The organism is Algoriphagus chordae (assembly GCF_003254055.1).
Classification (GTDB): domain Bacteria; phylum Bacteroidota; class Bacteroidia; order Cytophagales; family Cyclobacteriaceae; genus Algoriphagus; species Algoriphagus chordae.
The window spans coordinates 1-15,224 of the sequence record NZ_QKZT01000028.1; the positions used below are offsets into that span (position 1 = coordinate 1).

The 15,224-nt window shown below is 40.4% G+C and carries 14 protein-coding genes and 1 pseudogene; 11 read left to right on the forward strand and 4 right to left on the reverse strand.

What is annotated here, in order from left to right; all coding sequences use genetic code 11:
• Positions 1-240 (reverse strand): annotated as a pseudogene (locus LV85_RS20500) (hypothetical protein); the annotation flags it as partial.
• A gap of 573 nt (positions 241-813) precedes the next feature.
• On the opposite strand from LV85_RS20500, the gene LV85_RS20505 reads away from it, so the two are divergent.
• The 9 genes from LV85_RS20505 to moaA all read left to right on the forward strand — a co-directional run bounded on the left by LV85_RS20505 (position 814) and on the right by moaA (position 8,404).
• A complete protein-coding gene (locus LV85_RS20505) occupies positions 814-1,989 on the forward strand; it encodes a molybdopterin molybdotransferase MoeA (RefSeq protein WP_111322962.1) in 1,176 nt (391 codons plus the stop codon).
• Between the two features lies 1 nt (position 1,990).
• Entirely contained in the window at positions 1,991-2,743 is a 753-nt protein-coding gene (locus LV85_RS20510) for a sulfite exporter TauE/SafE family protein (RefSeq protein WP_111322964.1), read from the forward strand.
• Positions 2,744-2,746: 3 nt separating this feature from the next.
• Positions 2,747-3,331: a molybdenum cofactor guanylyltransferase gene (gene mobA, locus LV85_RS20515; protein ID WP_111322966.1), complete on the forward strand. Its 585-nt coding sequence runs from the start codon at positions 2,747-2,749 to the stop codon at positions 3,329-3,331.
• Positions 3,328-4,140, forward strand: coding sequence for a uroporphyrinogen-III C-methyltransferase (gene cobA / locus LV85_RS20520; RefSeq protein WP_111322968.1), 813 nt, complete (start codon positions 3,328-3,330; stop codon positions 4,138-4,140). The genes mobA and cobA overlap by 4 nt, the downstream gene beginning before the upstream one ends.
• Before the next feature lie 28 nt (positions 4,141-4,168).
• The gene (locus tag LV85_RS20525) at positions 4,169-4,405 is read left to right on the forward strand and encodes a MoaD/ThiS family protein (protein ID WP_111322970.1); all 237 of its coding nucleotides are present in this window, start codon (positions 4,169-4,171) and stop codon (positions 4,403-4,405) included.
• A 2-nt stretch (positions 4,406-4,407) separates the two neighbouring features.
• Entirely contained in the window at positions 4,408-5,451 is a 1,044-nt protein-coding gene (locus tag LV85_RS20530; RefSeq protein ID WP_111322972.1) for a HesA/MoeB/ThiF family protein, read from the forward strand.
• Between the two features lie 169 nt (positions 5,452-5,620).
• Positions 5,621-6,049 carry a molybdenum cofactor biosynthesis protein MoaE gene (locus LV85_RS20535; RefSeq protein ID WP_111322974.1) on the forward strand — a complete coding sequence of 143 codons (429 nt, stop codon included), beginning with the start codon at positions 5,621-5,623 and terminating at the stop codon, positions 6,047-6,049.
• Between the two features lie 440 nt (positions 6,050-6,489).
• A complete protein-coding gene (gene moaCB / locus LV85_RS20540; protein WP_111322976.1) occupies positions 6,490-7,407 on the forward strand; it encodes a bifunctional molybdenum cofactor biosynthesis protein MoaC/MoaB in 918 nt (305 codons plus the stop codon).
• Positions 7,391-8,404 (forward strand): GTP 3',8-cyclase MoaA, encoded by a 1,014-nt coding sequence (gene moaA, locus LV85_RS20545; protein WP_111322978.1) that lies wholly within the window; start codon positions 7,391-7,393, stop codon positions 8,402-8,404. The genes moaCB and moaA overlap by 17 nt, the downstream gene beginning before the upstream one ends.
• A 122-nt stretch (positions 8,405-8,526) precedes the next feature.
• On the opposite strand, the gene LV85_RS20550 is transcribed toward moaA, so the two are convergent.
• The 3 genes from LV85_RS20550 to LV85_RS20560 form a co-directional block, all read right to left on the reverse strand.
• On the reverse strand, positions 8,527-8,829 hold the full coding sequence (locus LV85_RS20550; RefSeq protein WP_111322980.1) for a helix-turn-helix domain-containing protein: 303 nt from the start codon (positions 8,827-8,829) through the stop codon (positions 8,527-8,529).
• A 5-nt stretch (positions 8,830-8,834) separates the two neighbouring features.
• Positions 8,835-9,002: a type II toxin-antitoxin system RelE/ParE family toxin gene (locus tag LV85_RS22355; RefSeq protein ID WP_262510146.1), complete on the reverse strand. Its 168-nt coding sequence runs from the start codon at positions 9,000-9,002 to the stop codon at positions 8,835-8,837.
• Between the two features lie 390 nt (positions 9,003-9,392).
• The gene (locus tag LV85_RS20560; RefSeq protein WP_245942392.1) at positions 9,393-10,913 is read right to left on the reverse strand and encodes a CocE/NonD family hydrolase; all 1,521 of its coding nucleotides are present in this window, start codon (positions 10,911-10,913) and stop codon (positions 9,393-9,395) included.
• Between the two features lie 348 nt (positions 10,914-11,261).
• Here LV85_RS20560 and LV85_RS20565 point away from each other — a divergent pair, with 348 nt between their 5' ends.
• Both LV85_RS20565 and LV85_RS22115 read left to right on the forward strand, forming a co-directional pair.
• A complete protein-coding gene (locus LV85_RS20565; protein WP_111322984.1) occupies positions 11,262-13,034 on the forward strand; it encodes a helix-turn-helix transcriptional regulator in 1,773 nt (590 codons plus the stop codon).
• A gap of 196 nt (positions 13,035-13,230) precedes the next feature.
• The coding region (locus tag LV85_RS22115; RefSeq protein WP_211318450.1) for an HYR-like domain-containing protein at positions 13,231-15,224 on the forward strand (1,994 nt) is incomplete at its 3' end.

The window sequence follows — 15,224 nt, forward strand, 5'->3', positions numbered from 1 at the left end:
TACCGTATCATAACGCAGCCAGTCACAATGAATATAACGGCTAGCCCCAGTCCAGATGCTTAGCCAAAATGAGGTCACAATATCTGCCGGATCATAGCCTCTGTTAGATCCCGGCTGAGGTAAATCAAGGGAGCTGAGATACTCCTTGATTCCAGTCTGATCCACAAAACGCTTCATCAAACTCATTCCCCCAAAGGGTGTGACTGGCTTGTCGGAATACTCAATCGGCAGATTAACCATTTTGGTGAGATTTAATTCTATTAAAAATCGTGGTTTTCTATTCCCTTTCAAAGATTTTGGATCACTTTACTATTCCTATTGCATAATTGGGGTTAATACAGAGGCCACATTTTGACAGTTAAATATTTAGCATGTATCAGTATTAAATATGTGTCCCTCTAACCTCTTTTTTAAAACAGGGAGTGGCCGAATTTGAACCTCGACCATTTTCACTAAAATAGCACGAGCGACATAGCCGTAGCTATTTAACATTTCATTGAATAAAATTAAAGACCATCTTCTCGATAAAAGGATTTCTGACAGAAGACAGGTTTTCAGTGGTGAGTTAAAACTACACTGCCATTGCTTCTGGAAGTTATCATCCACGCTAAATCACCTTATTTGAAATGGCATATAGTTGTCTGACTGAGCGAAGTCGAAGTCTATAGTCACCTAATCCTTTTTTTGCAGCCAAAATAATCGGAGCTTAATATTTGAATTGAGAAATAATAATTCGTTCCTTAAATAAATACGTAGAAAAGTAAGTATTTATACGTAATTTTTTCATAAGTTTAGCCAAGATTTCAAACCGACATGATTTCAGTTTCTGAAGCTTTAGATTTAATTAAAACGCACACCGGCCAACTTCCAACGGTAAAAATGCAGCTTAGGGATTCCTACGGGTGCTTTTTGGCAGAGGAAGTTACAGCTCCTATCAGCTTGCCCTCATTTCGGCAATCTGCCATGGATGGGTATGCATTTCGATCTGGGGAAATTACTGAATTGGAAGTCATCGGAGAATGCAAGGCCGGTGACGCCCTGGAATTTGAGCTTCAGCCAAATCAGGCGGTGAGAATCTTTACCGGTGCTCGTGTACCCGATCAGGCAGACACAGTAGTCATTCAGGAGCATGTGGATGCATCTGCTGGGAAAATCAGCATTCAGAAAATGCCTGAAAAGACCACTAACGTACGCAAGATCGGAGAACAAGTACAGGCTGGTGAACAAGTGTTGCCAGCTGGGACAAAGATCACTGAATCCATAATTGGCTTTTTGGCCAGCTTTGGACTTACCGAGGTTTTAGTCTTTAACAAACCCAAAATTACGCTTATCGTAACTGGAAACGAGCTTCAGGAGGCAGGAAGCCCCTTGAAGCCCGGATCCATTTATGAAAGCAATGCCATTATGCTGGAGTCTGCGCTGAAATCAAGAGGTTTTGGCTCAGTACGGATATTAAAGGTCGAAGATGATCTGGAGGCTACGAAGAAGATCATTGCCGAAGGTCTGAAAGATGACATGTTGCTGATCTCTGGTGGTATTTCTGTTGGCGATTATGACTTCGTCAATGAAGCTTTGCAAGCAAATGGCGTTCAGGAGATTTTCTACAAAGTGAATCAAAAACCAGGCAAACCGCTTTGGTTTGGAAAAACGGAAAAGACACTCGTTTTTGCCTTGCCGGGAAATCCAGCTTCTTCGCTCACTTGCTTTCTGATCTATGCACTTTCTGCTCTGAAAATCATGTCAGGCAACCCTGATATAGACTTAAACTTCCAGACTGGAGTTCTAAAGCATCGCACATTCAACAAGTTTGGGAAGACACTTTTCATCCTCGGTACAGAGAAAAATGGCGAACTGGAGATTTACCCTAAGCAAGCTTCCAGCATGTTGATTTCTTATGCCTTGGGAAATGCTTTGGTGATGATTCCTGATCAAAGAGAAGTATTGGAAGCGGGTGAATCCGTGCAATTTCTGGCCGTAAATCGAAATTAAGATGATCGATTTCCACGACCCTGTTTTCATCATTGTATTTTCTGCGATCCTCGCTGTAGTAGCATTTATGTACGCAAGCGTGGGGCATGGAGGAGCCAGCGGCTATCTCGCGATGATGGCATTAGCGGGAGTTCCGCTGATGGTGATGAAGCCAACAGCGCTGATTCTAAACATTTTTGTCGCGGGAATTTCCTTCATTTTCTTTCGTCAGGCTAAGCATTTCCGCTGGAAACTCTTTTATCCCTTTGCCATCACATCGATTCCGGCAGCTTTTGCCGGAGGCATGATCACCATCAATGCAACACTGTACAAGCAGATTCTAGGTGTATTTCTGCTAATCGCCATTTTGAGAATTCTGGGTGTTTTTGGCAAAACAAATCCAGATCAAAATGAGCCAGTGAAAACTTACCTGGCTTTAATCATTGGTTTGGCAATAGGTTTTTTCTCAGGCATGATCGGCATAGGAGGCGGCATTATTCTCAGTCCTGTGATCCTTTTGCTGCGCTGGGGAAATATGAAAGAAGCTGCTGCGGTTTCTGCCTTATTCATCTGGGTCAATTCTGTATCCGGAGCTTTAGGATTTGTACTCGGTGGAGGAGAAATCCCAATTGAAGCCAGTTATCTCATTCCTGCCGCAGTGATCGGTGGAACATTTGGGGCGATTTACGGAGCTAAAAAGTTCTCCAATGTGACCTTGAAATACATTCTTTCCATCGTGCTTTTTATCGCATTTGTAAAATTAATGACTGTTTAGATTATGGAGAAATCTCAGGAAATAACGGCTTATGTGCTCTGTGGAGGGAAAAGCGTTCGCATGCAAGCGGAAAAAGGCTTGGTTCTCTACAAAGGCAAACCTTTTATCCGTTGGATAATTGAGGCGATTATGCCGATTACTTCCAATATCATTTTGGTGACCAGCAATGGAGATTATAGCCTGGTTGGCCTGCCAATGATCGAAGACACTTATGCAGACAAAGGGCCTGTGGGTGGAATTTACACCGCATTGAAGCATAGCAAAACAGCGCGAAACCTGATTCTCAGCTGTGACATTCCGAAGATCAGCACTGAACTTCTTAGAAATCTGTGCGATGAAAGCAAGGAAATGGAAGCTCCGGTGACCTTTCTCAGTGATGCAAAAAATGATTATCCGCTGATCGGTGTTTATAATAAATCAGCCTTACAAACCTTTGCTGATGCGATATCAGCTAATAAATTAAAGCTTTGCCCCTTGGTGAATATGATTTCACATCAGAAAATCAGCATCAATTCTGATCAGAAAACTCTCGTTCAGAATATAAATAGCAAAGCAGAATTGCAGTCTCTCAACCTACTCGACCTATGACAACTATTACTGGAAAACACCCGAAAGTCACCCTCCTCGGTGCAGGCCCTGGCGATCCGGAGCTACTCACGCTCAAAGCCGTCAAAGCGCTCAACGATGCCGATGTGGTGCTGTATGATTCCTTGGTGAATGTGGAAATCCTCAAGCATGCGAATCGTGCTTTGCTTGTTTTTGTAGGGAAAAGAAAGGGAAATCACAGCCATTCGCAGGATGAAATTAACGAGATGATTGTGAGTTATGCAAAAGAATTTGGGCATGTGGTGCGAGTGAAAGGAGGAGATCCTTTTGTCTTCGGAAGGGGAAAAGAGGAAGAAATCTATGCGCAGGAATGTGGGATAGAAACGGCGGTTATTCCAGGCATTTCTTCCAGTGTGGCGGTGCCAGCTTCGGTTGGAATTCCTGTGACGGCAAGAGGCGTTGCCGAAAGTTTCTGGGTGATCACCGGGACGACTAGCGATAGAGAGCTTTCTAAAGATGTTTCCTTGGCTGCGCAATCATCCGCAACAGTAGTCGTTTTGATGGGAATGAGTAAGCTTGCTGAGATCGCTGAGATTTATAAATCGGTGGGAAAGGCTGATTTGCCTGTGGCGATCATTCAAGATGGCACCAAATCCGAGCAAAAAGAGGTGGTAGGAACAATCGAGAATATTCTTGAAATCTCCCAAAATCAAGGAATTGGTGCTCCGGCTGTCATTGTAATTGGTGAAGTTGTTCACTTAGCCAAAGGCAGAAATGTGGTGAAAGAAGACTGGCAGCTAGAGGATGAGTTTATCTTTCAAAACCTGAATACCTTGCCATTTAGTAACTAATACGCGCGATCTGTATTAACTTGAAGCTATGATTACAGTAAACTATTTTGGAAATATCGCAGAAGCTGCCCAAAGCGACTCTGAGATCCTAGACCAAAAATCTTTGGATTTGGGGGAATTATTGGATTTACTAGATTCCAAATACGACATCAGAAAATTCCAGTTTCAGGTAGCCGTCAATCGAAAAATCGTTTCTAAGCAACAGACCTTGAGCATTTCTGAAGATGATGAGGTTGCGCTGCTTCCACCATTTGCAGGAGGATAAAAATGGAAAGATTCCAACGACAAATGATCCTTCCGGGAATCGGAGCAACAGGACAGCAAAAGCTTAAGTCAAGTAGTGTGCTGGTCGTAGGAGCTGGTGGGCTCGGCTGCGCCGTTTTGCCTTATTTGGCAGCTGCTGGAATAGGTAAAATTGGGATCATTGATGGAGATAAGATCGAAGAATCGAATCTTCACCGTCAGGTACTTTATTCTTCCGAGCAATTGGGTTTTTACAAAGTAAAAGAAGCCGCTAATTCCATTATCAAAAATAATCCAGGCGTAGAAATCCTGGTATTCGAAGAGTTTTTGACTGCGAAAAATGCACCTGAAATCTTTCCTGAGTTTGATTTGATCATCGATGCCACGGATAATTTATTTATCCGATATGTCATCAACGATACCTGTGTAGCATGTGGAAAACCATTTATCTATGGTTCTATTCATCAGTTTCAGGGTCAGGTTTCCGTTTTTAATTACGAAGCAGGGCCGACTTACAGGGATGTTTTTCCAGAGGAAGACAAATATGCTCCGAATTGTGCAGAAGCAGGGGTTTTGGGAACGACGGTTGGTTTGATCGGAATGCTTCAGGCAAATGAAGCTATGAAAGTTATTTTAGGAATCGGTGAGGTGCTTTCCGGCAAACTACTGATCTACAATTTGCTCAGCAATGAGCAGCAGGTATTTGAATTTGGTAAGGTAGTACAAAAGAAAAAGCCTCATATTTCCAATTCATTCGAAATGATTTCACCAGAGGAGGCTCTATTGGGAGAATCTGTTTTGCTCGATGTGCGGGAACTTGAGGAAAAGCCAGTCCTTGCCTTATCTAATTGTATTCAAATTCCGCTTTCGGTTTTGGAAAGTAGATTGGATGAAATTTCGAAGGAAGCAAAAATCAACGTTTTCTGCCAATCAGGAACTCGGGCAATTTCGGCAGCTAAAATTCTCCAAAAAGCCAATTTTCAGCAAGTGAAAGCCGTTCGTGGTGGAGCTTCAGATGTAGCGCAATTGATAGAAAATGAAGTTAAGAGTGTTGAAAAACAAGATTAGAAAGGCGGGTTTTTTAGAACAAATCCCCTTTGCCCCCTTTGAAAAGGGGGAGTCGGCATATTCATATAATTGACTATTATTCCGAGATTCTAGTTTAAGTTATCCACATTCACATTTAGAATATAACCTGTTAATTCTTGGTTGTTTTATAGAAATAAATAGAAGCCAGATGAAAAAAGTATTTCTTGAGGGAGCTATTTCCCCAGAATTTATAGCAGATTCCATTGCGAAGCATCAAGGCAAGCATAGCATCGGTGCGCATAATATTTTCCTAGGTCAGGTTCGTGCGGATGTGGTGGGCGATCAGAAAGTTGTTGCCATAGAATACACGACTTATGAGGAAATGGCTAATGAAAAACTTCATGAAATTCGTGAGGCTGCATTTGAGAAATTTGATCTGACTTGCCTGCATATTTACCACAGTTTGGGTACAGTGAAAGTTGGGGAGATTTGCATTTTCGTCTTCGTTTCCTCGCCAAGAAGAAAGCAAGTTTATGAAGCTACTGAATGGCTAGTGAATAAGGTAAAAGAGGAGGTACCGATCTTCGGTAAGGAGATACTCGACAATGCCGATCATCAATGGAAAGTAAACAGTTAAAAAATTTAAAAGACTATAGTCTGAAATCTGAAAAGGCATTGGATAAATTGGATGATAATTAGTCCATAGCCACCCTGAGCGAGAAAAATTTAAAAAGAGCGATGAAGCTGTCTGGCTGAGTACTTGAGAGACGAGAGTCTCGAAATCGAAGCCTACTTTAAAACAAGGAAAATTATTGTCCTTGACTCCGCTACCAATGACAGATTGATTTGAGGACATCAAAAGCTGGTCAGTTCGAGCGAAGTCGAGAACCTTTCGACTTCGCTCAAGGTGACCATGGTTATGGTTCCAAAACAAATTACTGTCATTTCATTTTTGTATGTTCAAAGAATATTTAATACTCGGACTGACCCGATTTGCTGTGAAATACATAATCCGTAAATGGTAGCGAAGTCGATGGTTCTCCATTCAGAATGACACTAGTTAAATAAAAAAATGAAATGGTAGATATCACACATAAAGTCACTACCCTTCGCACGGCAAAAGCTCAGGCGATTGTACATGTCAGTTCTGCTGAGACCATCGCGGCTGTGGTGGAAAACCGAGTGCCTAAGGGAAATGTCTTCGAAATGGCGAAGGTCGCAGGGCTTTTCGCAGTGAAAAACACCCACATCACTATTCCAGATTGTCATCCCCTACCTGTGGAATACACTGCGGTGGAATATGAGATCGATGGGTTGGAAATAAAGATTTATATCACCGTGAAAACGGTCTATAAAACCGGAGTTGAAGTAGAAGCTATGCATGGTGCTTCTGTCATTGCCTTGACCATGTATGATATGCTGAAGCCTATCGATAAGGGAATTGTTATCCGTGAGATCGGGTTGGTAGAGAAGACAGGTGGCAAATCCAGTTTCAAAGACAAAAACCCAAAGTTAATTCAAGCGGCTGTAGTTGTTTGTTCAGATTCTATTTCAAAAGGGATCAAAGAAGATAAGGCCGGAAAAGTGATTGTGGATAAGTTGAAATTGCATGGAGTTGAAGTAACTTCCTATGAGGTCATTCCGGATGAATTGGAACAAATACGAAACAAGGCTTTTGAGCATACTGAAAAGAATCAATTGGTGATATTCACGGGTGGAACCGGACTCTCCAAAAGAGATGTGACGCCAGAGGCTTTGGAACCAATTTTGGAGCGGAGAATTCCAGGTATCGAGGAAGCGATCAGAAGTTACGGACAGAAGATTATGCCTTTTGCGATGCTCTCCAGATCTGTTGCAGGAACGATTGGTGACAGCATTATTTTGGCTTTGCCAGGATCGACCAATGGAGCGAAAGAGTCAATGGATGCGGTTTTCCCGCATGTGTTGCATGTATTTAAAATATTAAAAGGAGCGAATCATGACCCAATCGGGTAATATTCAAGAGCTGAGAGATAAGTTTGGGAGAGTCCACAATTACTTGCGGATTTCCCTGATCGAGAAGTGCAATCTGCGCTGCAGCTACTGCATGCCCGCCGAAGGAATTCCACTTAGTCCTAAAGCTCATTTGATGAGTGCGGAGGAAGTGCTGGAATTTGCTCGGATTTTTGTGGGATTGGGTGTGAATAAAATTCGTCTCACTGGCGGTGAACCTTTACTGCGCAAAGACATAGGAACGATACTCGAAGGACTTTCGAAAATGCCTGTGGATCTATCGATTACCACCAATGGTTTGTTGATGGATAGGCATGTGGATAACTTCCAAAAACTAGGAATCAAAAAAATCAATTTTAGTCTTGATACGCTGAAAGAAGATCGCTTTCAGGAACTTACCCGAAGGACTGGGTTCCAAAAAACGCTGGATAATTTCGAGCTTCTTCATGACAAGGACTTTGACCTGAAAATCAATACGGTACTGATCAAAGGTATCAACGACGATGAACTGGTTGATCTAGTTAATATGACAAAGGACTACAAAGTTTCGGTTCGCTTTATAGAATTTATGCCTTTCGACGGAAATAGCTGGGACAGATCCAAGATGGTTTCCGAGAAGGAAGTTTTGGATCAATTGGGAGCTCATTTCGGAGCGGAGCGAATAGCATCACTTCCGAATGAAGATAATTTCACAGCCCGTAAATTCAAGATTGCTGGATACAAAGGAGATTTTGGAATCATCTCTTCGGTGACCAATCCTTTCTGCGGAAGTTGCAACCGTATTCGCCTGACGGCAAACGGACGCATTAAGAATTGTCTTTTTTCCAATCAGGAAACCGATTTGCTAGCCGCGATGCGCGCTGGTGAAAATGTGGAAAACCTGATTTTGGAATCTATCCTCAACAAAAAAGCCGTCCGAGCTGGCATGGATAGCATGGAAAAATTATCTGATCCGGCACTTCATTCTGATAACAGGAGCATGATTGCGATTGGGGGCTGATATTTTTGTTAACACAGGTTCTGTCCATGGCCTGTTGCCTGTCCGCCGCGGAGGATCCTCACAGGACATTATGGAGACATAATCCGGTCTGTGGAGACACGACCGGAATGACTTGTCTTCCACTATTTCACAGTAAAGCTTATTTTTTTGCCAAGTCCATATTCCAAAAGTCGGTAAAGAGTAGAAAGCTGAATATCACTTTTGCCGTTTTCAATTCTTGAGATAAAACTTTTCTTTGCCCCAATTTTTTCAGCAAGTTGCTCCTGGGTCATATCTGCAAGCTTTCTTTCTTCCTTAATTAGTTCTCCGATAGCAAATGCCTTTGCTTTGATTTCAAACTCTGTTCGGTCTTTAGAACCGCCTTTCCCATAGCGTTTGTCAAGGTGACTACTAAATGTCTTGATATTTTCGTCTGTTGCTTCCATCTCTTTTATGTTTTATTTTCAAAGTATTCTATCATTATTGCTTCTGCCCTTCTGAGTTCTTTCTTTGGTGTCTTCTGAGATTTTTTATGGAAACCATTGAATAGGACAACCAAACTGCCTTTGTCGAAGCAACAGAATATCCGATAGATATTACTTTGATATTCTATTCGTATTTCGTAGAGGTCTTATATTCCTTTAATATTCTTGAAAAACTTAGTAGGAATTCTCTCAAGAATTGAAATCATATAAAGCACTTCATCGATTTTGTCTTTTGCCTTATCATTTAAGGTCTCAAAGAAAGTTTCGAAATGGTCTTTATAAAAAACTATTTTTCTAATCGTCTCCACGCTTCAAAGTTAACGAATAGTGGAACAATAAGATTTGACTATTTGGATTTTTTATTATTATGAATAACTCCTTTAAAAATTCGATTCCTTCTATATTGGCCTCATTATCACGTTTTTAAGATATGTCGGTGCCAAATTGAGAATTACGTTTATATCGATCTTTATGGGTTTGATTTTTTATTTAGAGAGGTGTTTAAACCATTTTATGAAGATTATTTACCTTTTAAGTTCCTTCAACCGATCAATAGCATTCTGATTTTGCGGGTACAATTCCAGTGATTTCTCGAAGCTACTGATGGCCTCCTTATTATTTCCCATAAATAAATAGGCCTCTCCTAAGCTGTCGAAAAGATTGGCTGAATTTGGATAGAGACTTGTCGCCAATAAAAATACATTGATGCCTTGCTGGGAAGTTTTCGGATTAAAGACAAGTTGTAAACCTAGCGTATTGAGATTGCCTTCAGGCAATTCGAGAGAAGGGTTTTCGCTCTGCAGCGACTCGTAGAGCCTGATTAAATCCTCATAATTCTGATCCTTTGCCAAATCATTAAAATCCTGAAAGCTGAAAGCAAAGCTTTCAGCTTTCTTGTATTTCAGGGAGATCAGGCCATTTTTTACCCCATTTTCTTCGGGCTGATATTCAATAAATTGAAGGGCTTCAGCATCATTTCTGAGATAAGCATCCAAAAAGTTTAAGGTATATGCCGCTACCCATTTGTAAGCTTCCATTATTTCCTGATCGCTCTTGTCTTGTCGTGGATCACGAACCTCGAAAAGAACTCCCAAGCTGCTGAAATAAGAGTGGGTCATATTATGGAGTTTGAGTTGGTAGGCATTGCTATTAGTCAAACTATCGTAAAACTCAAAATTGTCATTTAGGCTAGCATCTATCTTATCCTCCTCCAGAACTTCCTTCGGGATATCTTTTTGTGCAAAATGGATAAAGGGGACATCCATTTTTTCCAAGTTGAAAAATGGGGATGTTTTTAAGGTGGCATATTGATATTTAATGCTTCCATCAAGACTCACTATAGCTTTGATATTTTCATTTCGCATTTGCACTAGCACATTGGACAGGCCTCCAAAGCTAAAACCCATAGTTGCTATTCGACTTAGGTCAGCATTCGGAATTTTGGCTATTTCTTTAATCAGAAATTCTATGTCCCGAGCCTGAGTTTCCATGTCCTTAGCAGTTCCTCCTTCAAAGAAACGGTTATCTGTACCTCGACTTGGACTGGAAATAACTACATAGCCATGACTTGCCAAATACTCACACAAAGCGAAATTCTCTATGGAAGATGCCTGATAACTTGGCGCATAGATTATTACTGGAAAGCTGCTTTTCGAAAAGTCAGCATTGGCATAAGCAGTAGTTTTCTCCTTTAGGTGACCTTGATTTTGCTCCGTGTTTTGGTAATAGAACCAATTTAAAATTTGATCATTGGGAAGATATTCCCATTCCTCTTCTTCCTTTAGTATTTCCATATAATCCAGCACAGACATTTGATCATTCTTAGTCTGATTTTCAAGAGCTGGATACCAGATACTCACAGGAATTGGTCTTGGGATAGCTTGATTAGAATAGTCGAAGATTCTATGATAGGTTCTGGTACTATCAGCAGTTTGGTAATGCCGAAAGCCAACGCTCAACTCCCCTTTATTCAGATCAAGTTGCTTGAGAGAAGTCTGTCCAAAAATCACTGATGATTGAAAGAGTAGAAAAATAATAAGGAGCATTGATTTCATTATTGTGTTCTTTGTCGCGTTCTAAAGACTTTCTTTTCGGTCTTTGACTGGTTAATTACATGTAAGAAAAGCGCTGCATGATAAATAGAAACTCTTTTCTCACCAATCCAATCCGGGAGGTAACCGAGATGGGTTTGGTAGTTTAATAAACGGAGCAAAAAATCCAAAAGGATTAAAATTTAGCTTTCAGGTTCATTTTAGCAAGTAAGGATATTCAAGGTTATCCTTTTTTGGAGCAGCCAGACCTTTTATTATTTGAAAAGTAGATTTTCTACCTATATTGACATAGCAGCTTTTGCTGCACGAGAATGGGTTCTTTCAATTGCTTAATTTTTTTCCATGCGATTTGATTGTTTAGTACTCTTTTTATTGCCTATCAGTCTAGGCTTGCTTCCTGTGAAGGTTAGTGCGCAAACAGAAGATTTTTCAACTCAAAATTCAAGAATGGATCGAAGCTATGAAGATTGGGCGGATCTTTTCAACAATTTAGATATATCTAAAAACATTGATAATGAGGCAATTTATTCATATGCCATTGAATTGGATTCCCTGAGTTTGAACCATTTTATAGAGGAAGTTAATAAGTATATCGAGCCTGGAAATTTTAATGCGATGACTCAGTTTTTGTATTTTAATGCTCAAGTATTCACTTTAAAATTTCCCAATCAAAACTATAGAAATATAGAAGAGCTTGCCAATAAAATGGTGTTGAAGGCACATGAATCCCAAGATGAATTTTTGATAGGAAAAACGTATCGCAATTTTGGTAATATCATGTATGGATGGCAGCGGTTTGACTTAGTCTCATCCTATTCGGTAGCCGGAGTACGAATCATTGAAGAGATTTATCCGGAATTGCTTAATCAAGAAGATTATTTATTGTTGGGAAATATGCTTTTTTCGGCTAGAAATTATGAGGATGCAATAGTCTTTTCCAAAAAAGGTGTTAACGGCAATTTGGGCGATAGTTCTGTGGACTATGCACTTTATAATACAGTAGGTCAAAGTTTTCAACGTCTTGAGATGTTAGATTCCGCAAAATTCTACTTTGCGCTTTGCGATGATTTGTGTGATAGGAACAACTTCAAAGCATGGAAATATGTAAATATCCAGAACATCGCTGAAGTCCAATATATAGAAGATGAGGTGGAATTCGCCAGACGAAATTTTAAAGCCGTGTATGCTCATACGATAGAAGAGGTGCCTGAAATAGCAGCACAGGCCAGAATATGGCTGGCAAAGATTTCCTTAAGAGAAGGAAAAGCTGACTCTGCATTATTTTATCTCAATTCCTCTGAAAAAATTCTACTAGGATACGGTGTGAAAAGACTACAGACGAAGTATTACTTGCAGGACAGTTACTTAACCAAAATACAAGCATTTAGAGATTTGGGCGAAGCCGACAGTTCCTATTTTTACTTTATTAAATATTCTGCTCTTCATGATTCCTTGGAGCATCTGGCCTCATTGGCTGATCTATCAGTGGTGCAGATGCGGATGGATCATACCAAAAACACATATGATTTTGGCCAGCTTCAAATTCAGAAGGAGCTAGTCGAGCGGCGAAGGAATGTGGTCATTTTTGTGATACTATTGGCCGCTGCTATTGGTCTTTCCTATTTGGCTTGGCAGAAAAAACGCCTGCAGTACAAAAACAAGATTGCATCCCTAGAGAAAGAAGCCAGAGAGGCAGAAATGCTAATCGTGAAAAGTCAACTAAAAAATTTTACCAATCAGCTGCTAGAAAAAGCCAAATTGCTTGAAGAACTGGAGGAAGAATTGAATTCGAAAAATGAATCGGAACTTCATTTTGAATATTTAGCTAAGCTTAATTCTTCCCGCATTTTGACAGATAAGGACTGGAGCGAATTCAAATTACTTTTCGAGAGGGTTTATCCTGGCTTTTTTGGTGCTACCAAGGAGAAATATCCGACCATCACTCCTGCCGAACAAAGGATTGCAGCCTTGCTTCGTCTTCAGTTTTCTGCCAAGGAAATGGCAGATATCCTGGGTGTATCTGTTGACAGTGTGCACAAAAGCCGTCAGCGCCTTCGTCAGAGAATGGAACTTTCGGCTGATACTAATGTGGAAGAATATTTAATGAGTTTCTAAAAAAGGGCTTTGATAGCCCATTTGGGAGTGTTTTTGTCGAAACATTAGCACTTTGTCCACTTTTTGTCCAGTCACTTTTACTGATTTTTTCTAATTCCCACTCTACTTTCACTAGCATTCAATGATTACATGTGTAAAAACTCACAGAAACCTCTGAGTTAATTTTTAACATTTTTATAATCCAAACCCAATTCTTATGAAAAAGCTATACGTTTTTCTATTCGCTATAATTCTCTTTACCTGCCATAGAAGTTATTTATATGCTCAGACTTCAAATCAAAATCAAGTAGTACAGGATTTAGTAAGAAGTATTGCTACACACATTGATGTGGAGTCAACACGTGTCAACACATCTACAAAACCTTCTGAAGCTGGGGTAGGTATCGAAATCATAGCAGACGATCCATCGTACACGCATGATGTAAAAATAGAGACTAGTGTTAATGGCCTCAAAGTATCTTACAGGAACAATAAACCTATTGAACTTACCGCTCCAGTGAGAGACCTTTGGAGTATTACGGTAATTCCAGGAACAAACAGAATTCTCCCAACATACGGTTGTTCTACCCAGAGCCCAGATTTTAACAATTCACAAGGGGTATATTATTGGGAAGATAAGGACGGAGATGGATATTTTGTAGATAATATAATATTGGTTTGCGGAGCTCCGCCCTCTGGTTTTATCAAAGAAGAGGACTTAAAAGGAGTAGATTGTGATGATACGGTATATCATACAGAACAACCAGACCCATACTATTATTTTGACGAGGATGGGGATGGATATCCAGGAAGTTGGGGCACTTTTTGCGAAAGACCACCAGGAGGAAAACAATATAATGAATTAAAAAGTGGGGTTCTAGACTGTAACGATAACGACCCGACTGTTTGGCAAAGAACTACTAGTTTTATAGATATAGATGGAGATGGATATACTAATGGGACCGTCTTTCTTTGTAGCCAAGGTGAACTTCCCGAGGGTTTTACTAATCAATCATATGGTGAAGATTGCGATGATGAAAACCCAAATATTTTCAGAGAACTTGAATTGTATATTGATAATGACGGTGACGGTTATACAGATGGAAGAATTACAATGTGTATTGGTACTTCAATACCAATGGGCTATCAGCTAACATCCTTAGGAATTGACTGCGATGATGAAGATCCAAACATTACAAGACTATGCTGCATTCCAATCCAAGATCTGCAAGTCCGAGAACCATTGTTTGTAGAGGGTTGCAGCATCGAGGATCTAGCTCCATCCACTGGCTTTTCTTTAAGTATAGAAACTCAAACCAGCATATCAATCGACTCATTCCTCCAGCATCTAGAATTATTCGATAGGACTATCTGTGGATTGAAATCTGTCGCATATCAGGATTGGCTTATATCAAATAATGCAGGAAGGATCAGAGTTGATCGGACTTTTTACCTCGAAGAGGAAAGTTACCTCTCGAACTACACTGAGGAAATTTATATTGAGGATAATACTGCACCTATTCCGAACCAAGAGGAACTTCCAGAACTATTCTTAGATTGCGCCGACCAGTTTATCCAGCCTCCGACAGCAAATGATGCTTGTGATGGAGAGATCACAGGAACTCGAAATACAGAAATAGAGTATGACGACCCAAATGATTTCACAATTACCTGGACATTTATGGATTTATTTGGGAATCAGTCCACTCAACAGCAGCATGTAAAAGTGACTAATACTGATCCGCCAGTTCCATATGTTCCTACTTTACCTGAAATCATTGCGGAGTGTTCATTCCAAATAACAGAAGTTCCCAAAGCAATAGACTCATGTGGAGGTGAAATAAACGCAACTACAGATAATGATCAGGAATATTTCGAAGAGGGTACATACACAATCACATGGACCTTTACAGATGGTAATGGACTTCAGACTACTCAAGAACAGAATGTAACATTAATAAAGCTGGATCCTATCCCTTCACTACCTGAGCTGGAAGTTATAGTTACGCAGTGCTCAGTCACCGATATTCAAGCTCCGACTGCAACAGGCGGTTGTAATGGAGAAATTATTACTGGAATTAGAGACGAATCAATTATTTATTCTGAACAAGGTGAATACATAATCATTTGGACTTTCGATGATGGAAATGGGAATATGACTACACAAGAGCAAATGGTAGTAGTCGAAGATACTGAAGCGCCAATAGCTGA